This is a genomic window from Massilia endophytica (genome assembly GCF_021165955.1).
Taxonomy (GTDB): domain Bacteria; phylum Pseudomonadota; class Gammaproteobacteria; order Burkholderiales; family Burkholderiaceae_D; genus Rugamonas; species Rugamonas endophytica.
The window spans coordinates 4,493,680-4,513,200 of record NZ_CP088952.1; the positions used below are offsets into that span (position 1 = coordinate 4,493,680).

The following is a 19,521-nucleotide window of genomic DNA, read 5'->3' on the forward strand; positions in this document are numbered from 1 at the left end:
TTAGTCCTTGGAGACGCGCAGCAGTTCGGCGAGCGTGGTGGTGCCGTCCGCGATCCAGCGTTCGCCGTCTTCGCGCATGGTCTTCATGCCGTCGGCGATGGCGACGTTGCGAATCTCCGCTTCGGAGGCGCGGTCGTGGATCTGGGCGCGGATCTGTTCCGTCGTTTCGAGGAGCTCGTAAATACCCACGCGGCCCTGGTAGCCGGTGCTGCCGCACTGTTCGCAGCCGACGGCCTTCCATTGGCCCGCTTCGAAGGTCTTGCAGACGGGGCACAGCTTGCGCACGAGGCGCTGGGCCAGCACGCCGAGCAGCGAAGACGAGAGCAGGAAGGGCTCGATACCCATGTCCAGCAGACGCGTCACCGCCGACGCGGCGTCGTTGGTGTGCAGCGTGGCCAGCACGAGGTGGCCGGTGAGCGAGGCCTGTACGGCGATCTGCGCGGTCTCCAGGTCGCGGATCTCGCCGATCATGATGACGTCGGGGTCCTGGCGCAGGATGGCGCGCAGGGCCTTGGCGAAGCTCATGTCGATGCGCGGGTTCACCTGCGTCTGTCCCACCCCGGCGAGATCGTACTCGATGGGGTCTTCCACTGTGAGGATGTTGGTGGTCGTGGAGTTGAGCAGCGAGAGCGCGGCGTAGAGCGTGGTGGTTTTGCCCGAACCGGTGGGGCCCGTCACGAGGACGATGCCGTGGGGCTGGGTGATCAGGCCGTTGAACTGGGCCAGCATGCCGTCGCTCATACCGAGATGCTGCAGGTCGAGGCGGCCCGCTTCCTTGTCCAATAGACGGAGCACGGCGCGCTCGCCGTGGCCGGTGGGCAGCGTGGACACGCGGACGTCAACAGGCTTGCCGCCCACGCGCAGCGTGATGCGGCCGTCCTGCGGCAGACGCTTTTCAGCGATGTCCAGCTGCGCCATGATCTTGATACGCGAGATCAGCGAGCCGTGGATGGCCTTGCGCGGCTTGACGATGTCGCGCAGCGCGCCGTCGATGCGGAAGCGCACCACCGAAACCTGCTCGAAGGGTTCAACGTGAATGTCCGAAGCACCGTCACGCAGGGCCTGGGTGAGCAGCGCGTTGATCATGCGGATCACCGGCGCGTCGTCCGAGGATTCCAGCAGGTCTTCGATGGCGGGAACATCCTGCAGCAGCTTGGTGAGATCGAGGTCGGCGTCGAATTCGTCCGCCACCTGCGATACGTCGCCGCCCGCGCCTGCATAGGCTTCGGCGATGGCGGCTTCGAGGTCGGCGCGCGGCAGGGATTTGAGATGGATGCGGCCGAAACGGCGCGACACCTCGGCGATGGCCGAAGGCGCGGTCGCGCTGGATACGTACACGTCCACCTGGTTCGCCACCTGCTCGCCCGGCTTGGCCAGGACGAGGAAGTCGCGCGCGAAGGCGTAAGGCAGGAGATTGCTCATTATCGCTGCGGAGTGTTGGTGGTCTCAGGCGCAGCGGCGCCCGGGTCGCGCACTGGAACCGGTGCAGGCGGCACGGGGCGGGCAAGGCCGCCTTCAGAACCTGGCACGCCATTGGTCAGCGCAGGCAGCTGCGGCTGGCCCAGCTGCTTCAACAGCACCGTGTCGCTCGGCGTGAACTCGGCGCCCGCGGCGCGCATGTAGTCGTAGCGGTCGGCGGCAAGGCTCATGCTCTGTTCCTTGTTGCGAATGACGACAGGACGCAGGAAGACCATGAGGTTGGTCTTCTTGCGGCTGCGGGTGCTGTACTTGAACAGGTTGCCAATGACGGGGATATCGCCAAGGCCGCGCACCTTCTCGACGTTGTCGCCCGCGCGGTCTTCGATCAGGCCGCCCAGTACGATGATCTGGCCATCGTCCGCCACCACGTTGTTCTCGATGACGCGGGTGTTGAGCGTAATGCCGGCCGTTGCGGCCAGCGAGGACTGGTCCACGCTGGACGATTCGTTGTAGATGGCGAGCTTGATGGTGCCGCCTTCCGAAATCTGCGGGCGCACCTTCAGCGTCAGGCCCACGTCCTTGCGGTCGATGGTCTGGAAGGGGTTGGTGTTGGTGCCCGAGGTGGTGGTGAACTGGCCCGTGAGGATAGGCACGTTCTGGCCCACGCGGATGGTGGCCACTTCGTTATCCAGCGTGATCATGTTCGGCGTGGAGAGGATGTTGCCGTTGCCGTTCGTCTCCAGCGTGTGCGCCACGGCGCCCAGGCCGAACTTGCCGTCCGCCAGCTGCTTGAATACGCCGATGGTGAGGCCGTTGCCCGGCGCCGCCGTGCCGTTGTAGACGTTGACCAGGTTGTTGCCGCCGCTGGCGAAGGACTGCAGGCCGCCGAGGCGGTAGGTGCTCTTGCTGTCGCCGGATGCGCCCACCCACTGCACGCCGAACTCGGAAGCCTTGTCCGCGCTGACTTCGACGATCAGGGCTTCGATGTAGACCTGGGCGCGGCGTACGTCCAGCTGGTCGATCACGGCGCGCAGGTTGCGGTAGACGGCTTCCGGCGCGGTGATGATGAGGGTGTTGGTGGAGGCGTCGGCCTGGATGAAGCCGCCCGCGCCGCCAGCAGTGGACTGGGTCGCGCTGCGGGCCGCGTTCAGCAGCGGATTGGTGCTGCCGGCGCCCTGCCCCGCCACCCCGGTCTGGCCGATGGTGTTGTTGGCGCCCGTCTGCATGGTGGCCTGGTTGCTGCCCAGCGTGCCTCCCGTGTTGCTGCCACCGGTCGGCGCGGCTTCGCCGGAAATGACGGCGCGCAGGGTTTCTGCCAGCTTGGTCGCATCCGCGTTCTTCAGGTAGACCACGTGCACATTGCCCGCCTGGGTGGTCGGCTGGTCCAGCTTTGCGATCAGCGATTTCGCCAGATTGGCGCGCGCCACGGACGGCGCGCGCAGCACCAGCGAATTGGTGCGCGGATCGGCCAGCACGCTCACGCGGCCGCCGCCATCGCCCCCTGCGCCGGGTTCCATCAGCTTGTTGATCATTGCTGCCAGGTCGCTGGCGATGGCATTGCGTACGGGGATCACGTCCATGTCCGCCGCCGCAGGCGAATCCATGGAAGCGATGATCTTGGCCAGGCGCTTCAGGTTGTCCGCATAGTCGGTGATGACGAGCGTGTTATTGCCCGGATTCGCGTTGATCGTGTTGTTCGGGGTGATCAGGGGGCGCAGCACCGTGACGAGGTTCGCCGCCGACTCGTGGTTCAGGTGGAAGACCTGCGTCGCCACCTGGTCGCCTTTCGGCGCGGCCTGGCCGCCCACGATGGTGGGGCTGGCCTGCAGCTTGGCTTCCGCTTCCGGCACCACCTTCGCGTAGCCGTCGCCGCTGACGATGGCGTAGCCTTGCAGGCGCAGCGCGGAAGTCAGGAGGCTGAAGGCCTGCGACTTGCTGATCGCCTTCTCGGACACCAGCGTGATCGTGCCTTTCACGCGCGGGTCGATCAGGAAGGTGATGTTGGTGTAGTGCCCCACTGCCTTGATGACGGACTCGATGTCGGCGCCAACGAAGTTCAGCGCAGCCTCGTCGGCCTGGGCCCAGGCGGGTCCGGCGGACTGGCCCAGCACGCAGCACAGGAGTGCCGCTGCGCTCATGCGGCGCAGCACGGGGGTGGGGGTTTTGCTTGCAGACTGTTTTTTCATTATCTGAACTCTAGTGCGATGACATTTTTACCGCTGATATTGCGGCGCTGGCCCAGCAGGTTGAGCAGGCTGCCCAGCGTCGCTTCGTATCCTTCTGCCGCCTCGGCCTGTCCGGAGAACTGGAAGCGGCCGTGATTGATGTTGCCGGAACCGCGCAGCAGCAGCGGCCCTTTTACGGTGCTGACGGTGAGCCCGGCCTGCTGGCCGCGCCAGTCCATCGCCACCTGGTAGCTGCCCAGCGGCCGGATCGGCACCAGCCGCGAGGACATGTCCTGCATCTGCAGCGTGGTCTGGCCGTTGATGACGACGTTGCGGTCCACCAGCGCCAGCTGCAGCGATGTCCAGGAGAGCTGCATCGCTCCGCTGAAGGCCAGCGTGTTGAGCGGCGCCCCCAGGCCTGCCAGCCCATCGGCAGGCAGCTTCAGGGCGCCGGGGCTCAGCTGCCATTCCTTCCAGCTTCCCGTAACGTGCAGGGGCTGCGTGAGCGCGTCCGGATTCTCCAGATCCATGTTCACACTGCCGACCAGCACAAGCGGCGAGATCTTCCAGCTGAAACGGCCGGGCAGCAGCGGCGTAATCGCGCCGCTGTGGCTGGCGGCCCCGCCGATAAAGGCCGAACCGCTCCACAGCGTACCTTGCGGGTCACCCAGCGTCAAACGCCCTGCCGTCTGCTTTTCCACCAGGGCGGCGAGCCAGCTGGCGGGGAAGAAGACGGCCAGCGTCAGCGCCGCCGTAACAGCAATCGCCAGCAACCATAGCACGGCGCGCTTCATCAACGCTCCTGCCGCAGGGTGATGGTGGCGTCCACCATGCCTGCGGGAGTCTGTGCCGTGAAGCTCGCGTCCTGCACTGCGATGCGGTTCTCGCGGCGGATGGCGTCGAGCCAGGTAACGATGCCTGCGAAGGAGGCGCCCTTGAATTCGAGCTTCGCATATTCACCCGTCATGACCACCGAAGCAGCCGTCAGGCCGCGCGCGGACAGACCCGTGTTCAGGGACTCGCGCGTCATGGGCGGCGCCTGCAGCGGCGGCTGGGCCGAGAGCTGGGCGGCTTCGGCGGCCAGCGCCTGCAGTTCGGCCGCCTGCTGGCGCAGCTTCGGCAGGTCCTTGTTAAGCTGTTCGCGGCCGCTCAGGGCAGGATCGATCAGCAGGCCATAGACCAGGCCCACGATGACGACGATACCGCCAACGGCCAGAAACTTGCGTTCCTGCTCCGTGCGTTCAGACCAGAAAGCGCGCGCCTGCGCGCGGTAGCCGTTCAGTTGTTCGCGTACGGTGCTCATGATTTTCCTCCTGCGCGAACCTGCCACACGCCGGGCGCGGACTCCGTCAGCGACAGGCGGTGGTTCGCCAGCGCGGCCTGCACCTGCGCAAGCGCGCCGGGATCGGCGGCATCGGGCTTGAGCTTGACGTTGAGGGCGCGGTCGCGGTACTCCAGCGAGGCGATAATGTCCCGGCGGGGCAGCGTGGCAAGCGCCTCGCCCAGCGCTGCGCTCATGGCGTTGAAGTCGTCCGCCGCGGTAGCGCCGCGCGCCGCCTTCGCCGCGGCGAGGTTCTTGCGCATCTGGCCTGCCGGGTCGAGGATCACTTTCTCGTTCGGGTAAGCGGCGCGGAAGGTCTGCTCCATCGACTTGCGCACGGTGTCCGCTTCACGCTTCATGCGCAGCCAGTCGATATTGAGGCCTGCGATGTTGACGAGCAGCGCCAGCACGGCGAGGCGCAGCGGCCAGCGCCAGCGCTGCCACAGGCGCGCATTGGCGCCGCTGCTTGCGGCGAGGCCCGCCGCCAGGTCCAGCTGCACGGCGCGCGAGGCGGCGATACGGTGCGCCCAGTGGTCGTCTTCCAGCGTGATGCCGCCGACCGACGGCAGCAGCGCTTCGTACTGCGCCCGCTGTGCGGGCGGCACGTAGAGCGTTACGGGCGCGTCGCCAGCGAGGGCGCGCACCGTGTGCAGGGCGGCTTCCGGTTCCGGGGGCAGCGTGAGGCCCATGCCTTCGTACTGCGCGGCGCGCAGGGTCAGTTCAATGCCCGCGTCGTCGGTCGCCAGCGCGGCGGAGGCGCCGCCAGGCGCCAGCGGCAGGCAAAGCTGGGAGGGCATCGCCGAAACGGCGTTGGCGCCTTGCGCCACCAGGGCCTGCACCAGCACTTCCAGCCAGGCGCGCTGCACGACGGCGACGGTGCGCTCGCTGCTGTTCGGCTGCGCGGGCGCGAGGGCGAGCACGCAGTCCGCCGGGTCGCCCAGGAGATGTTCTTCGACGAGATTGGGCAGGGCGGCCTTCAGGCGCGCGCCGGAGAGCGGCGGCACTTTCACGCGCAGCAGCGTCACGTCGGCGGCGGCCAGCAGCAGCACCACGCGGCGTGCGGCGGCCACCATGTCGCGCAGATTGCCCAGCGCTCCAGCGCCCTGCTGCATGACGTTGCCGCCATCGCCCACCAGCGCGAAGTGGCAGCTTTGCGGCACGCCGCTGTCACCTGCGGCCGCGCGGGGCGGATAGCTAATGTACAGAGTTGTCAAAAGGTCTCGCTTTCGTTCTTTTTCAGTTTTCCCTGATCCATTCCAGCGACGTCAGATACTGACCGTTGCGGTTCGCCCGCCGGATCAGCGCCCAGGTTTCCAGCGCCGCCCGATCCAGCTTCACCCAGCTCTGCACCAGGAAGAAGTTACTCTCCACGACTCGCGCCGCCGTGGTGCTGAGCCCCAGCTGGCTAAGCTGCGTATCGAACAACTGCCTCGTCAGGAACGGCGTCCTGCGCCGCGTCTGCACCAGTGCCTGCGCCTGCGACACACTCATGCCCTGCACCAGCGCGGCCAACACCTCCGGCGAAGCCGTGTTCACATTGACCGCCGCATCGTCAGGCAGCACGATGACAAAGGGCCGCAGCGCCTCAACAGCTTGCTGGGTAAATCCGGCAACGGCAAGCAGGTCCTCAACGCGCAGCAGCTCCATCGTCGTTGCCACCGCTGGCTGCTGCCCGCCCGTACCCTGCTGCGGTTGCTGCGACCGCGCCACTTCGTTGGCGACGGTTACCGCCAGCCCGGCATCCAGCTGCAGCTGCACCAGCAGGCGCTGGAATACTTCCAGCTGCTCCGGCACCACCTGGCCCTGCCGTGCAAGACTGCCAAGATTGTAGCGCGACTGGGCGTCGTAAATCTGTCCGGCGATTGTCGCATCGTAGGATTCGTTCTCGAGGCGCTCACGCTCCACGTACTGGTCGAGCCGCGTTTCCGCCAGCGGCGTAGCCCATACGCCGTTCTCGCGTGTGACCTCGCGGTCGTCGTAGCCGCTCTGGCGCAGGATCAGGCGGGCCCAGTCCAGCGCGCCGCGCAGGATCCAGCGCGTTTGCAGGTGCAGGCGCTGGTTTTCCATGGACCTCACCTGCACCTGCTGCTGCCAGAACAGGCTGGCGACAATCGTGATGGCCAGAGTTGTCAGGAGCAGCGCCGTGACCACGGCCACGCCGCGCTGTTTCGCCAGGCGCGCCTTCATATCGCCCCCAGCAGGAAGATCTTCACCAGGGGCGTGGCCTGGCCGCGCAGCTTGAGCGACATTTCGAGCCCCAGCGGCGTATCGGCTCCGGGCGCCGTGGCCCCGCCGTTGCCGGGAGCCTGCCAGTTCCCGCCCTGCCAGACGCGCACGCCCATTGTGTCCACCTGTCCCTGCATGGCCACACCCGCCACGGGGTCGCTGTCGCTCATCGCCGCCTGCCACAGGCCGTCCAGCTGCGCCAGGTCGCGGGTGGATGGCGACTCCCGCCGCGTCAGCACGCCGTCGCGCACGCGGTAGCTCACCACCTGCAGCTGCGATGCCGCATTTTCCGGGAAGGTGGTACGCACGAAGACCAGGCGGGCATTGTCGGCTGCGAGGTTGGCGCGGTCCTTCAGCAGCTTCTTCCCGGCCAGTTGTTCAAGGTCGCTCTGCATCTGCGCGAATGCCAGCTGCATGCCGCGCATCTGCTCCATGGTGCCGGTGAGCTGTACGCGCGAACGCACGATGCCGTCCAGGCCGCGCCAGCCCAGCACCGCCACAATGGCGAGCACGGTGATGGCCACCAGGAGCTCCACCAGCGTGAAGCCGCGTTTTGTGCGGAAGGCCATCATTCGCGCAGCACCAGTTGCACCAGCTTGATGATGCGGCGCTCCGGCCGGCTGGCTTCATACACGCTGACCTCCACGCGGCGAAGGCGGGGGTTTGGCGACAGAATCACTTCCTCCTCGCATACCAGCTGCAGGTCGCCCTGCGGACAGGCGAAGGAGGTTTTGCCCACGTTGGGGAAGACCTTGCCGAGGCGGATCTGCACCAGTCGGTTCTCGGCCGACCACGTGGCCATCATGGCGCTGCGCAGGCCGTCGCTGTTCTGCGTAAGGCTGCCCACGGCGCGCAGGGACGCGCCCAAGGCCGTGCCCACGATGACCAGCGCCACCAGCACCTCCAGCAGGGTAAAGCCGCGTGCCTTCTTCATCATTCCACCGTGAAGTGGCCGATGCCGTCGGCGCGGATGGCGGCGCTCACGTCGCCGCTTGCAAGCGTCAGCACGAAGGGTTTGTCCACCGGCTCGCGCCCGAAGACGATGCGCATGGTGCCGGGAATATTCGAGGGGGGGTCGAGCAGCAGGGTTACCGGGCTGCGCTTGAACTCGCGCTGGCGGAGCATGTCGTCCTGCGGCAAGGTTTCCCACTGGCGCCCGTTACGCACCAGGAAGCGGTAGCTCTCGGCATTGGCCTCGAAGGCGATGGGGCGGTTGCGCACGATGGCTTCGTCCCGCGCCAGCTGCAGCAGCAGGGCCACGCGCTGGGCTTCCTGCTGCATGGCCTGGCGCTGGCTCGGCGCCGCGTTCATGGTGACGAGGCCCAGCGTGAGGCCGATGATGACCAGCACCACCAAAAGCTCGATCAGGGTGAAACCCCGCTGGCGGCGCCACATATGCGTGCTTGCTAGATGTCCCAGGAGCCGATGTCGGCGTCGTCGCCGGTGCCGCCAGGCTGGCCGTCCGCACCGTAGGAGAACACGTCCACTTCGCCCTTCACGCCGGGCGAGAGCATCTGGTAAGGGTTGCCCCACGGGTCCTTCGGCATCTTCTCCAGGTAGCCGCCCTCTTTCCAGCCATTGGCTGCGGGACCGGCGGTGGGCTTGGTGATCAGCGCCTGCAGGCCCTGTTCTGTGGTGGGGAAACGCTGGTTATCCAGCTTGTAGAGCTTCAGCGCCTGCATGATGGTGGAGATATCCACCTTGGCCGCTGCAATTTTCGATTCGCCGGTACGGCTCAGGAGCTTGGGCACTACCAGCGCGGCCAGCACGCCCATGATGACGACCACCACCATGATTTCGATCAGGGTGAAACCACGGGAGCGTTTCGTGCGATGTAAGACTTTTTGCATGAGATGGAAACCAGTTGTCGTAAGTTAGTGCGAAAAGGCAGCGAGCAGTATAGCCTACGCCGCGCAGACGGGGCAGCCTTCGTGGCGCCCGATGCGGATGCTGCTCCATTCCATGCGCAGCCCGTCCAGCAGCAGCAGGCGGCCAGCCAGTGATTCGCCGATGCCCATCACCAGCTTGAGCGCCTCAGCGGCCTGCATGGCCCCAACCACGCCCACCAGAGGCGCGAACACCCCCATGGTGGAGCAGGCCACGTCCTCGAAGGCTTGGTCTTGCGGGAAGAGGCAGGAATAACAGGGATTTTCGCCGCTGCGCGGGTCGAAAACGCTGATCTGCCCGTCGAAACGGATGACGGCGCCCGAAACCAGCGGCACCTTGTGCGCCACGCAGGCGCGGTTCACAGCGTGGCGGGTCTTGAAATTGTCCGTGCAGTCGAGCACCACGTCGGCGGTTTTCACCAGTTCGTTCAGCCGCGCATCGTCCGCACGCTCGACCAGCGCCACCACTTCCGTGCCGGGATTGATCTGGGCCAGCGCCTCGCGCGCCGATTCGGCCTTGTAGCGGCCCACGCGCTCCGTGGTGTGCGCGATCTGGCGCTGAAGGTTGGTGAGATCGACCTTGTCGTGATCGACCAGCGTGAGCTTGCCGATGCCAGCGGAGGCGAGGTACATGGCCGCCGGGGAGCCGAGGCCGCCCGCGCCGATCACCAGGGCATGCGCCTCCAACAGCTTCTGCTGCCCTTCGATGCCGATTTCATCGAGCAGGATATGGCGCGAATAGCGCAGCAGCTGCGAATCGTCCATGCCTTACTTCCGGGCCGGCGCCTTCTTGTCTTCCGGTTTGATGTCGGACTTGATCTCGGGCTTCACCAGCATTTGCTCGGCGGCCTTTTCGGCCGGGGTGTCGGCGCGCGCCAGCTTCACGGGCAGGCCCTTGAAGTGATTCAGGGCCTGGGCCAGCTGGAAATCGTCCTTGCCGCCGAATTCGATGGGCTTCTGCTTCTTCGCCAAGGTGAGGATGCGCTGCTCCTCTTCCAGCTCGTCCAGCTTCACGGGACGCTTGTCCTCCGAATCGCCGGAGAGGTGCTTCTCCAGGTCCGCTTCGCGCAGGCGCAGGCTGTTCAGGCCATCGCCATCCGGCGTTTCATCGACGGCGATATCCGGCACGATGCCCTTGGCCTGGATGGCGCGGCCGTGCGGCGTGTAGTAGCGCGCGGTGGTGAGCTTGATGGCCGTGTCGGCGGTGAGCTGGCGCAGGGTCTGCACCGAGCCCTTGCCAAAAGTCTGGCTGCCCATGACGATGGCGCGCTTGTAGTCCTGCAGGGCGCCAGCAACGATTTCGGAAGCGGAGGCAGAACCGGCATTCACCAGCACCACCAGCGGCACCGTCTTCACGGCGGCGGGAAGCTTGGACAGGGGGTCGGCAGGACCGCGCACCGAGTAGTACTCAGGGCGCGCGTAGAAAGTCTGTTTCGAATCGGCCAGCTGGCCGTTGGTGGATACCACCACCGAATCCTTCGGCAGGAAGGCCGCCGATACGCCGATGGCGCCCGGCACCACGCCGCCTGGATCGTTGCGCAGGTCCAGCACCACGCCCTTGATATCCGGATTCTGCGCGTACAGGCCGCCCAGCTTCTTCGCGAAATCTTCCACCGTGGGTTCCTGGAACTGCGAGATGCGCAGCCAGGCATAGCCCGGCTCCACCATCTTCGCCTTCACGCTCTGCACGCGGATTTCCTCGCGAACGATGGGGAAGATCAGCGGCTTGTCCTCGCCCTTGCGGGAGATGGTGAGCACTACCTTGCTGCGCGGCTCGCCGCGCATCTTCTTGATCGCTTCGTCCAGGGACAGGCCCTTGAGGGGCACGTTGTCCAGGCGCGTAATGAGGTCGCCCGCCTTGATGCCCGCCTTGTAGGCCGGAGAATCCTCCATGGGCGACACCACCTTCACGTAGCCGTCTTCCGTGGATACCTCGATGCCGATGCCGACGAACTTGCCCTGCACCGACTCCCGCATTTCGCGGAAGGCTTTCTTATCGAGGTAGATGGAATGGGGATCGAGGGAGGCCACCATGCCGGAGATGGCGTCCTGCAGGAGCTTCTTGTCGTCGACGCTTTCCACGTAGTCCGACTTGATCAGGCCGAAAACGTCCGACAGCTGGCGCAGTTCTTCCAGGGGCAGCGGCGCGTCCGCCTTCTGCGCGATGGCGGAAAACTGCATCGAGGCGGCGACGCCGGCCACCATGCCCAGGCCAATCAGGCCGAAACTCTTGACTTTGTTGCCCATGTTTTTCCCGCTCAGAACTTCACCCACCCGGCCGGATCGAAGGCCCGGCCCTGATGACGCAGTTCAAAGTATAAACCCGATTCTTCGTTGCCACCGGTATTTCCGGCCGCTGCGATCACGTCGCCCGCCTTCACCACGTCCCCCGCCCGTTTGAGGACGGACTGGTTATTGCCGTAAATGCTCATGTACTGGTTGCCATGGTCGACGATGATCAGGTTGCCGAAGCCCCGCAGCCACTCGGAGAACACCACCCGGCCGCCCGCCACGGCGCGCACTTCCGCACCCTCCGGCGCCTGGATGAACATGCCCTTCCACGCCGGGCTGTCGCCACGCTTGCTGCCGAACTTCGCGGCCACCTTGCCGGACACCGGCGCCTGCATGCGCCCTTTCAGGCTGGCGAAGGCGCCATCCGGCGCGGCGGGCGCCAAGGCCACCTCGGACGGACGGGCCGCGCCTTCGTCGCGCGCTTCGGGCTTGTCGTCCTTCGCCACGCGCGGCTCCTCCGGCAGGGGCTTCTGCTCCTTCACTGGCTTGCCCTTGTTTTCGCGGGCGATGCGTTCGCGTTCGGCCTTGATGCGCGCCCGCTCGTCCGCTTCCGCCTTGGCCTTCGCGGCGCGGGCGGCGGCCAGTTCTTCCTTGCGCTTCTTCTCCGCCGCGGCGGCGCGCGCCTGTTCCTCGATAAGCTTGTTCAGGCGATTCACGAGGGCGCCCATGCGCTGCTCGTCCCGTTCCAGCTTGCCCACCTCCTTGCGCTGGCTCTCCAGCTTGCGCGACAGGTTCGCCAGCAGGGCCGCGCGGCGCTGCTTTTCCTTCTCCAGCACTTCCTTCTGCTGCCGCTGCTCCTCGGCGATTTCTTCCAGTTCGTCCTTGGCATTCTGGGCCTGCGCCTGGTTCGCCTCCACCGCCGCCAGGTTGGCGCGCAGGGAAGCGAGCAGGCGCGCCTGCGCCTGCGAAACGTAGGACATGAGCTGCAGCTCGCGGTTGATGCGGTTCGGGTTGTCCCCCGAAAGCAGGAGCTTGATGCGGTCTTCGTTGCCCGTTACGTACTGCTCGCGCAGCAGCTTCGCGAGCTGCTGCTTCTGCTGCGCCACCACGGCGGCAAGGCGTTCATGCTCGGCCGCCAGCTCCTTCACGCGCTGGTTGGTCTGCTCCTGCTCCTCGGCCAGCTCGCGCAGGGAGCGGCGGGCATTGGAAATGGCTTCTTCCGACTCGGCCAGCGTATCCGCCGCATCCTCGCGCGCGCTCTCGGTCTTGCCGATGTCGCTCTTCAGGGCGTTCAGCTTCTGCTGCAGGGCCTTGCGCTCGGCCTCGGCCACAGCCTTCTGCTTGCTGCGTTCGGTGGGCTTGGGCGCCGCCAGCACGTTGCCGGCGGCCAGCGCCAGCGCCAGGGCTGCGGCCAGCCACTGGCGGGTCGGAATCACTGCCATCCTGCGCTTACTTGGCCTTGCCCTGGTTGGCGACAGCTGCCTGAGCCGCGGCAATGGCCGCCGGGTCGCCCAGGTAGTAGTGGCGGATAGGCTTCAGGTCGGCGTCCAGCTCGTACACCAGGGGCTGGCCGTTCGGAATGTTCAGGCCGACAATGGCTTCGTCGCTGATGCCGTCCAGCATCTTGATCAGGGCGCGCAGGCTGTTGCCGTGGGCCGAGATCAGGATTTTCTTGCCCGCGCGGATGGCGGGGGCGATTTCCTCGTCCCAGGCGGGCATGACGCGAGCCACGGTGTCCTTCAGGCATTCGGTCATGGGAATCTGCTCCTTCGGCAGACCGGCGTAGCGCGGATCGTGGAAGGAGGTGCGGTCGTCGCCCGCTTCCAGGGCCGGGGGCGGCGTGTCGTAGCTGCGGCGCCAGACCAGCACTTGCGCATCGCCGAACTTGGCGGCCGTTTCCGCCTTGTCCAGGCCCTGCAGGGCGCCGTAGTGGCGCTCGTTCAGGCGCCAGTCGTGCTTGATGGGCAGGTACATGCGGTCCATTTCGTCCAGCGTCAGCCACAGGGTGCGGATGGCGCGCTTCAGCACGGAGGTGTAGCACAGGTCGAACTCATAGCCTTCTTCCTTCAGCACCTTGCCGGCGGCCTTCGCTTCGGCAACGCCCTTCTCGGTCAGATCCACATCGGTCCAGCCGGTGAAACGGTTTTCGAGATTCCAGGTGGACTCGCCATGACGCATGAAAACAATTTTGTACATAGAGCAATCTTCTAAAGGTGGAATGGGACAGAAATGGACCGCCTGAGCCGTCGTTCGCCTTCTATTTTATAATGCGCGCATTCACTTCAACCATTGGAAGCCCGTGAAATTCGTTCTCGACCATATCTTTCTTATTGGCATCGTTCTGCTCTCCGGCGGCGCGCTGCTGTGGCCGTCCCTGACCCAGCGGGGGAAAAAAGCCTCGCCGCAGGAAGTGACCCTGTTGATAAACCGGGGTAAAGCCACCATTGTGGATGTACGCGAGGCGAGCGCCTTTGCCGCCGGCCACTTGCCGGACGCAAAGAATATTCCGCTGGCCGAGCTGGCCCAGCGCGGTAGCGAGCTGGACAAATTCAAGAACAAGACGGCCGTGGTCGTCTGCCAAAAAGGGGCCCGTGCCTTCGGCGCGGCGAAAATCCTGGAAAAGGCGGGTTTCAGCGATGTCCTCGTCCTCGACGGCGGCATCGACGCATGGCAGGCGCAGAGCCTGCCTATCACCAAATAACGCTTTGGAAGGGGAATGCCATGACCGCCAATGTCACCATGTACAGCACCGCCGTGTGCCCTTATTGCGTACGCGCCGAACGCCTGCTGGAAAGCAAGGGCGTGAAAGGCATCAATAAAATCCGCGTCGACCTCGACCCGGCCCAGCGCCAGGAAATGATGCAGAAGACGGGCCGCCGCACCGTGCCGCAGATTTACATCGGCGACACCCATGTGGGCGGCTTCGACGACCTGCACGCGCTGGACATGCGCGGGGGCCTCGATCCCTTGCTAAAAGGTTAACGCGCACAAATAGCAACGTGGCGACAGCCAAAATAGGCTGTTTGCATAATAGTTTTGCTACAATTGCCCTCGCGTTTGATTTGGGCCACCCCAAGTCTGGCCAAAAAGCACTATTAATACAGAGCGGCGTGGCCGCTCTTTTCTAATTCTTGAAAGCGTTCCATGTCTGACGAAAACCTGCAACCCGTATTCCAAATCCAACGCGTCTACCTGAAAGACATGTCGCTGGAACAGCCGAACTCGCCGGCGATTTTCCTGGAACAGGAATCCCCATCGATCGAAGTGTCCCTGGACGTTGGCGCCGAGCCGCTGGCCGAAGGCATCTACGAATCGACCGTGACCATCACCGTGACTGCCAAGATCAAAGACAAGGTGGCATTCCTGGTGGAAGGCAAGCAGGCCGGCATCTTCGAAGCCCGCAATATTCCTGAAGACCAGCTGGATCCGGTACTGGGCATCGGCTGCCCGAATATCGTGTATCCTTACCTGCGTGCAAACATTGCGGACGTGATCTCCCGCGCCGGCTTCCCGCCCGTGCACCTGGCCGAGATCAACTTCGAAGTGTTCTACCAGCAGCGTCTGCAGGCCATCGCCCAGCAGCAGGCTGCAGCCGCCGGTTCGACCCCGGCTGAAGGCAGCACCACCGTTCAGTAATAGCTGGACATCAGCAGCCGCTGTTGCGGCTGCATAATCAAAACAAAGGCCATTCGTGGCCTTTGTTTATTTGGGCCGAGGGTTTGTGCAATGAATATTTCCCGTCTGCTATTCGCGTTGCTTTTGCTGCTGGCCGCCCTGGCCGGGCAGGCGGCCGATTTCAAGACGGTGGGCGCGACGCCCGTCGTGCTCTACGACGCGCCCTCGCTCAAGGGCAACAAGCTCTTCATCGTGCCGCGCGGCGCGCCCCTGGAAGTGGTGCTCAGCTACGGCGAGTGGGTGAAGGTGCGCGACATTACGGGCGACTTGGCCTGGACCCAGGCCAAGGGGCTCTCGCCCAAGCGCAATGTGGTGGTGAAGTCGGCCAATGTGAAGGTGAAGGCGGAAGCGGACGAGTCTTCCACCACGGTCTTTGTCGCGGACAAGAGCGTCATCCTCGAATACCTGGAACCGGCAGCCAATGACTGGACCAAGGTGCGGCATCGGGATGGGCTGATCGGGTATATCCGCAATGCCGATATCTGGGGCATCTAAAAGTCCCTTGCTGGACATCAATTCTTAACGCTGAGCATTATGTGACGATGGTTTCCCGACACGTGGGGGAGACCAATGCCAACTCAACTGCCCATCTTTATCGAGCATGGCGGCCGTACGACTTACGGCTTCTTCACGCCGCTGGAAGATAAGACTCCCCAGAGAATGATGGTCCCGCCGCGGCGGGTGATTCCCATCGTATTTCTGCCCGGCATTATGGGATCGAACCTCCGGATGAGCGCAGCGCGGCAGAAGCAGATCGAAAAAACCAACAATATTGCCTGGCGTCCGGACCGCACTGCCGAGGCAATAGCGCTGATGAAAGCAAGCGCCGGACAACGCCAGCTGCAACTCGATCCCAATCAAACAGAGGTCGACACCTATGACCCCGCAAGCAGCCCCACAGGTTCCAAGGAAACGGCGGATGAACGGCACTACCTGAGCAACATCCGCCTGCGCATGTCGTCGGAACTGCCTTCGGTATTCCTCAGCGACGATCCACCTGGGCTAGGGGCGCTTGCCAAGACAAAGGAGCAGAAAGCCATGTCGCGCGGCTGGGGCGAAGTCTACTTCTCCAGCTATCGGGACATCCTGGAAACCTGCGAGAAGTATTTGAACTGCAATATCAAGGACGACTGCTGGAAGACCATCCTCGACAAAGATCCCCGCAGCTGGACCTCCGGCGCGCCGACCGATATGGCGCCGCTCACGTTCGACCAGTTGCGCAGAGCTACGAAGGAATGCTTCTTCCCCGTCCATGCAATGGGATATAACTGGCTTCAAGGCAACGAGGTTTCGGCTCGCCAGCTAAGCAAACGCATCCGCGCGTTGATCTCTTACTACAAGAAGGGACGCTTCGAGTGCGAGAAAGTCATCATCGTAACGCACTCAATGGGCGGCCTTGTCGCGCGCGCACTGGTACATCCAGATTTCGGGAACGCTGCGTCAATCATCCTGGGAATGGTTCATGGCGTTATGCCCGCAATGGGAGCGCCCGCAGCTTACAAGCGCATGCGGTGCGGTTTTGAGCAAGGCCCTCTGAACATGTCCCTTACTGCACGAGTGCTGGGCGATACCGGGTCCAAGGTGACCGCCGTCTTAGGCAATTCCCTCGGAGGACTCGAGCTATTGCCGAGCAAAGCCTACGGGAACGGATGGTTGGAGATCAGATGCAACGGCACGCTGTTCGACAAGTTTCCCAAGCACGGAGATCCTTACAAGGAAATCTACAAGGCAGACGGCTGTTGGTACGGCCTTCTCCGCTCCGAGTGGCTGAACCCAGGCGGAGACAAGAAAGCTGGCGTTGAGCGCACGAAGTTGATGCTGGACCAAGCATGCCAGTTTCATGAAACGATACGGGAAACCTACCACGACACTAGCTACGCACACTACGGAGCTGATCCGAGCCGCCCCTCTTGGGAAACCGTAACCTGGGATCTGAAGCATAGTTTTCCCGGCATCGATTGGCATTGTCTGAACATCGAAGACGATGACCAACAATGCCAGCTCACACTGTTGGAAGCAAACCCACCGCCAAATCGTCCTCGGATGAAAGGCCTGGCCGTTCTTGGAGCATCCAAGGGCCCGGGGGATGAAACAGTGCCGTTGAGGTCCGCTGAACATCAACTGCTAAGTGGAAAATTCAAGGGGATCTTCCGCCAGACCGACTACGAACATCAATCAAGTTATCAGAACCAGCGCGCTCTGCGGTCAACTCTCTACAGCATCGTCCGTATTGCGGAACAAATGAAGTGGGAAAGCGATGCTAGGTGATTCGAGAAGCCGTAGAGCGATACTCTTGCTGCTGGCTGCAGTGTTAGTTGGCATTTTCTTCAACCATGGAACGGGAAGATCAACGATGACACCTCCCTCCGAGCGCATCGGCGCCCTGTTCAACAAGACTCGAACAATTTGCGTTGGCCGCTTCCTGCTGGACATCCCCGATTCAGCTACCGTCGCCTTTGGGCGTACCGACACGCCATTCGAGACCTACCGTTATGAAGGCGATGCAGAAAATATGGACAAGATCATCGCCGGATACATAAGTAGGCTGAACGAGCGGAAGGACCTGGCGTACGGCGCGCTCGTCAAGCCCGACTCCATGCTCGGAAAGGTTGTCGACGGGCCCGTGCCGGGACAGAAGATCTTGTTCGACTTCAGCGACGGTGGCGGCGAAGAGTACCACCTCAAGTCTCTCACCAAAGTAGGGAAAGACTTGTTCCTGCAGTCGGTAGATACTTTCGCCGATCGCAGTTACTACTCGAGAGATCTCGCCGAAATAAACGATTCCGCGGCAAGACTGGTCGCTCGAGATGTAATGACCCAGCGGTTCCTGCTCAACTTAAGCCGCTAATCTAAACGCCTCAGCGGGTGTTTTCATGCCCAGCGCCTGATGCGGGCGCCGGTTGTTGTAGAAGCCAATCCAGTCGGCGATGACCCGGCTGGCGTTCTGCAAACTTTCGAAGCGGTGCCGATGTACGCACTGCTCCTTCAGCGTCCTGATGACGCGCTCCACCATGCCATTCTGCTCGGGGCAGTGAGGCGTGATGAATTCCTGGCGCAGGCCATAGCTGCGCACCAATCTGGTGTAGCTGCGGCTGGTGAAAACCAAGCCGTTGTCCGACCTTAACAAGAATGGCGCTGTAACTTTGCCCAGGGTGCCATAGCGGGCAATAAGGGCCTGTTCCAAGGCCGCCTCCGCCGTTTTAGCCTTGCCGGAGCGGGAAAGATGCCAGCCCAGTAGTTCACGGGTATGGCAATCGATCACCAAAGCCAGCACTGACCACCCATCGCGCCCAGCCCAGACGCGGCACATGTCGGTCGCCCAGCGCTGGTCCGGAGCCGTCGCCACCGAAGGCAAGGCCTGCACACGCGGACGAAAGCCGATCGGCCGCTTCTTCACTTGCCAGCCACGTAGTTGGAAGATGCGTTGCACGGTGTTCTTGTTGAAGCCCAGCAGGGCCGCCACGGTGCGATAGCCGAACGATGGCTCCTCGTTGATCATGGCCTTGATTGGTTCGGCAAAGCGCGGCTGCACCTTCGGCGCCGCCTTGACGGACTTGTAGTACACCGTCCGGCGCGGCATGTCGAACCACTGGCACAGCTTATTGATCGAAACTTTGAATCCGTCTTCTGCTAGTCCCTGGCGGATCGTTTCGATCACTTCTCTTCCTCGCCCAGCAGGGACGCCAGCTTTTTTCTGGCACGCAGTTCCAGCATCGCCTCACCGTAGGCTTCCTGAAGCTCTTTGATCTGGCGTTCGTACTGCTCGCGGACGTCGAGCGGTTTTGCCCGCAAGGCGTTCTCCATGCCCCGCTTGGCTTCATCCACCCACTCTTCGATCTCCGAAGGCGGCATATCAAAGGCCCGGCTGGCCTCTGCCACGGTGGTCTTACCTTGAATGATTTCAGTGACCAGCGCCGCTTTGCGCTTCGCCGTCCAACGTTTTACTTCCTCTTCCATGACCATGCTCACGTGATGTCCTTTCTGTATTATCACCTGAGCAGGAATTCACTGGGTCATTACAGAGACAACAACACGATTCCTACCGAAAGCGGGTTCTGCATTGATGGCGCGCTCGTGCGCGATGCCAAACAGTCCGACATTGAACGAATCCAGGTTGGCGTACGCCTGAAAGAATTCCCAGATGTCCACTTCTCGATTGAAATGGTTCGGAAGAACGACAAGATCGAATCTGATGCCCTGGAGCCCAGGTTGAAGGAAGCCGAGAGAGAAGCGATGCTCATGGGGTTTGGGGCTTGGTACGCAAGAATCAAGATGCTGAGGCGCGGCGAGCGCGCTATCAAACCTTGGAACGGTTACGAGGTGTTGGCTCATATGCCCGAACAGGAACACGAGGGTGAATCCCATCACTTCAACTTCGTCGCGTTGGGCGAACCGAAGAACCCTTACGTCCCGACGATAGATATGGACCTCAACACTGGCGTGGAGCAAAACCGTCCCGGCGCGGCCAGGCCAAGCGTCACGGACGATGAGGCAGTCTACATATGGGATCGACTGACGAATTCCCTTCGTCTGAGACCCATATCACCATCGCCAAACTAATCACCACGTAAGTACCCATATCCAACGTCCTCGGGGT

The 19,521-nt window shown here is 63.4% G+C and carries 23 protein-coding genes; 7 read left to right on the top strand and 16 right to left on the bottom strand.

The annotated features are described in order from the left end of the window. The 14 genes from gspE to gpmA are packed head-to-tail and all read right to left on the bottom strand — an operon-like array spanning window position 1 to window position 13,445. The gene (gene gspE / locus LSQ66_RS20520) at window positions 1–1,422 is read right to left on the bottom strand and encodes a type II secretion system ATPase GspE (RefSeq protein WP_231767021.1); all 1,422 of its coding nucleotides are present in this window, start codon (window positions 1,420–1,422) and stop codon (window positions 1–3) included. Further along, complete coding sequence (gene gspD / locus LSQ66_RS20525) at window positions 1,422–3,605, bottom strand: type II secretion system secretin GspD (protein WP_231767022.1); 2,184 nt, start codon at window positions 3,603–3,605, stop codon at window positions 1,422–1,424. The genes gspE and gspD overlap by 1 nt, the downstream gene beginning before the upstream one ends. Beyond that, complete coding sequence (gspN, locus tag LSQ66_RS20530) at window positions 3,605–4,378, bottom strand: type II secretion system protein N (protein WP_231767023.1); 774 nt, start codon at window positions 4,376–4,378, stop codon at window positions 3,605–3,607. The genes gspD and gspN overlap by 1 nt, the downstream gene beginning before the upstream one ends. Then, window positions 4,378–4,887: a type II secretion system protein GspM gene (gspM, locus tag LSQ66_RS20535; RefSeq protein WP_231767024.1), complete on the bottom strand. Its 510-nt coding sequence runs from the start codon at window positions 4,885–4,887 to the stop codon at window positions 4,378–4,380. The genes gspN and gspM overlap by 1 nt, the downstream gene beginning before the upstream one ends. Next, on the bottom strand, window positions 4,884–6,119 hold the full coding sequence (gene gspL, locus LSQ66_RS20540; protein ID WP_231767025.1) for a type II secretion system protein GspL: 1,236 nt from the start codon (window positions 6,117–6,119) through the stop codon (window positions 4,884–4,886). The genes gspM and gspL overlap by 4 nt, the downstream gene beginning before the upstream one ends. A 22-nt stretch (window positions 6,120–6,141) precedes the next feature. Then, window positions 6,142–7,092 (bottom strand): type II secretion system minor pseudopilin GspK, encoded by a 951-nt coding sequence (gene gspK, locus LSQ66_RS20545; RefSeq protein ID WP_231767026.1) that lies wholly within the window; start codon window positions 7,090–7,092, stop codon window positions 6,142–6,144. Then, window positions 7,089–7,703, bottom strand: a complete 615-nt coding sequence (locus tag LSQ66_RS20550; protein WP_231767027.1) for a prepilin-type N-terminal cleavage/methylation domain-containing protein — start codon at window positions 7,701–7,703, stop codon at window positions 7,089–7,091. Before LSQ66_RS20550 ends, gspK begins: the two co-directional genes overlap by 4 nt. Next, a complete protein-coding gene (gene gspI, locus LSQ66_RS20555; protein ID WP_231767028.1) occupies window positions 7,700–8,068 on the bottom strand; it encodes a type II secretion system minor pseudopilin GspI in 369 nt (122 codons plus the stop codon). The genes LSQ66_RS20550 and gspI overlap by 4 nt, the downstream gene beginning before the upstream one ends. Further along, on the bottom strand, window positions 8,065–8,526 hold the full coding sequence (gene gspH / locus LSQ66_RS20560; RefSeq protein WP_231767029.1) for a type II secretion system minor pseudopilin GspH: 462 nt from the start codon (window positions 8,524–8,526) through the stop codon (window positions 8,065–8,067). The genes gspI and gspH overlap by 4 nt, the downstream gene beginning before the upstream one ends. Window positions 8,527–8,537: 11 nt before the next feature. Beyond that, on the bottom strand, window positions 8,538–8,981 hold the full coding sequence (gene gspG, locus LSQ66_RS20565) for a type II secretion system major pseudopilin GspG (protein WP_231767030.1): 444 nt from the start codon (window positions 8,979–8,981) through the stop codon (window positions 8,538–8,540). Window positions 8,982–9,035: 54 nt separating this feature from the next. Beyond that, window positions 9,036–9,782: a HesA/MoeB/ThiF family protein gene (locus LSQ66_RS20570; RefSeq protein ID WP_231767031.1), complete on the bottom strand. Its 747-nt coding sequence runs from the start codon at window positions 9,780–9,782 to the stop codon at window positions 9,036–9,038. 3 nt (window positions 9,783–9,785) lie between these two features. Then, window positions 9,786–11,264: a S41 family peptidase gene (locus LSQ66_RS20575; protein ID WP_231767032.1), complete on the bottom strand. Its 1,479-nt coding sequence runs from the start codon at window positions 11,262–11,264 to the stop codon at window positions 9,786–9,788. An 11-nt stretch (window positions 11,265–11,275) separates the two neighbouring features. Beyond that, a complete protein-coding gene (locus tag LSQ66_RS20580; RefSeq protein WP_231767033.1) occupies window positions 11,276–12,691 on the bottom strand; it encodes a murein hydrolase activator EnvC family protein in 1,416 nt (471 codons plus the stop codon). 7 nt (window positions 12,692–12,698) lie between these two features. Next, complete coding sequence (gene gpmA / locus LSQ66_RS20585; RefSeq protein ID WP_231767034.1) at window positions 12,699–13,445, bottom strand: 2,3-diphosphoglycerate-dependent phosphoglycerate mutase; 747 nt, start codon at window positions 13,443–13,445, stop codon at window positions 12,699–12,701. Window positions 13,446–13,548: 103 nt separating this feature from the next. Here gpmA and LSQ66_RS20590 point away from each other — a divergent pair, with 103 nt between their 5' ends. The 6 genes from LSQ66_RS20590 (at window position 13,549) to LSQ66_RS20615 (ending at window position 17,772) form a co-directional block, all read left to right on the top strand. Continuing rightward, entirely contained in the window at window positions 13,549–13,950 is a 402-nt protein-coding gene (locus LSQ66_RS20590) for a rhodanese-like domain-containing protein (RefSeq protein WP_231767035.1), read from the top strand. A gap of 20 nt (window positions 13,951–13,970) precedes the next feature. After that, window positions 13,971–14,231: a glutaredoxin 3 gene (gene grxC, locus LSQ66_RS20595; RefSeq protein WP_231767036.1), complete on the top strand. Its 261-nt coding sequence runs from the start codon at window positions 13,971–13,973 to the stop codon at window positions 14,229–14,231. A gap of 162 nt (window positions 14,232–14,393) precedes the next feature. Then, window positions 14,394–14,885, top strand: a complete 492-nt coding sequence (gene secB, locus LSQ66_RS20600) for a protein-export chaperone SecB (protein WP_231767037.1) — start codon at window positions 14,394–14,396, stop codon at window positions 14,883–14,885. Between the two features lie 90 nt (window positions 14,886–14,975). Continuing rightward, a complete protein-coding gene (locus LSQ66_RS20605) occupies window positions 14,976–15,419 on the top strand; it encodes an SH3 domain-containing protein (RefSeq protein WP_231767038.1) in 444 nt (147 codons plus the stop codon). Window positions 15,420–15,494: 75 nt separating this feature from the next. Continuing rightward, a complete protein-coding gene (locus tag LSQ66_RS20610; RefSeq protein ID WP_231767039.1) occupies window positions 15,495–17,192 on the top strand; it encodes an esterase/lipase family protein in 1,698 nt (565 codons plus the stop codon). 85 nt (window positions 17,193–17,277) lie between these two features. Further along, a complete protein-coding gene (locus tag LSQ66_RS20615; protein WP_231767040.1) occupies window positions 17,278–17,772 on the top strand; it encodes a hypothetical protein in 495 nt (164 codons plus the stop codon). Here the strand turns inward: LSQ66_RS20615 and LSQ66_RS20620 are convergent. Both LSQ66_RS20620 and LSQ66_RS20625 read right to left on the bottom strand, forming a co-directional pair. Then, window positions 17,761–18,582 (bottom strand): IS3 family transposase, encoded by an 822-nt coding sequence (locus LSQ66_RS20620; protein WP_231766975.1) that lies wholly within the window; start codon window positions 18,580–18,582, stop codon window positions 17,761–17,763. The two genes, LSQ66_RS20615 and LSQ66_RS20620, sit on opposite strands and share 12 nt — an antisense overlap. Then, window positions 18,579–18,893 (bottom strand): transposase, encoded by a 315-nt coding sequence (locus tag LSQ66_RS20625; RefSeq protein WP_028103033.1) that lies wholly within the window; start codon window positions 18,891–18,893, stop codon window positions 18,579–18,581. The genes LSQ66_RS20620 and LSQ66_RS20625 overlap by 4 nt, the downstream gene beginning before the upstream one ends. A gap of 3 nt (window positions 18,894–18,896) precedes the next feature. Between LSQ66_RS20625 and LSQ66_RS20630 the strand changes: the two genes are divergently transcribed. Further along, complete coding sequence (locus LSQ66_RS20630) at window positions 18,897–19,484, top strand: T6SS immunity protein Tli4 family protein (protein ID WP_231767041.1); 588 nt, start codon at window positions 18,897–18,899, stop codon at window positions 19,482–19,484. Window positions 19,485–19,521: the final 37 nt, after the last annotated feature.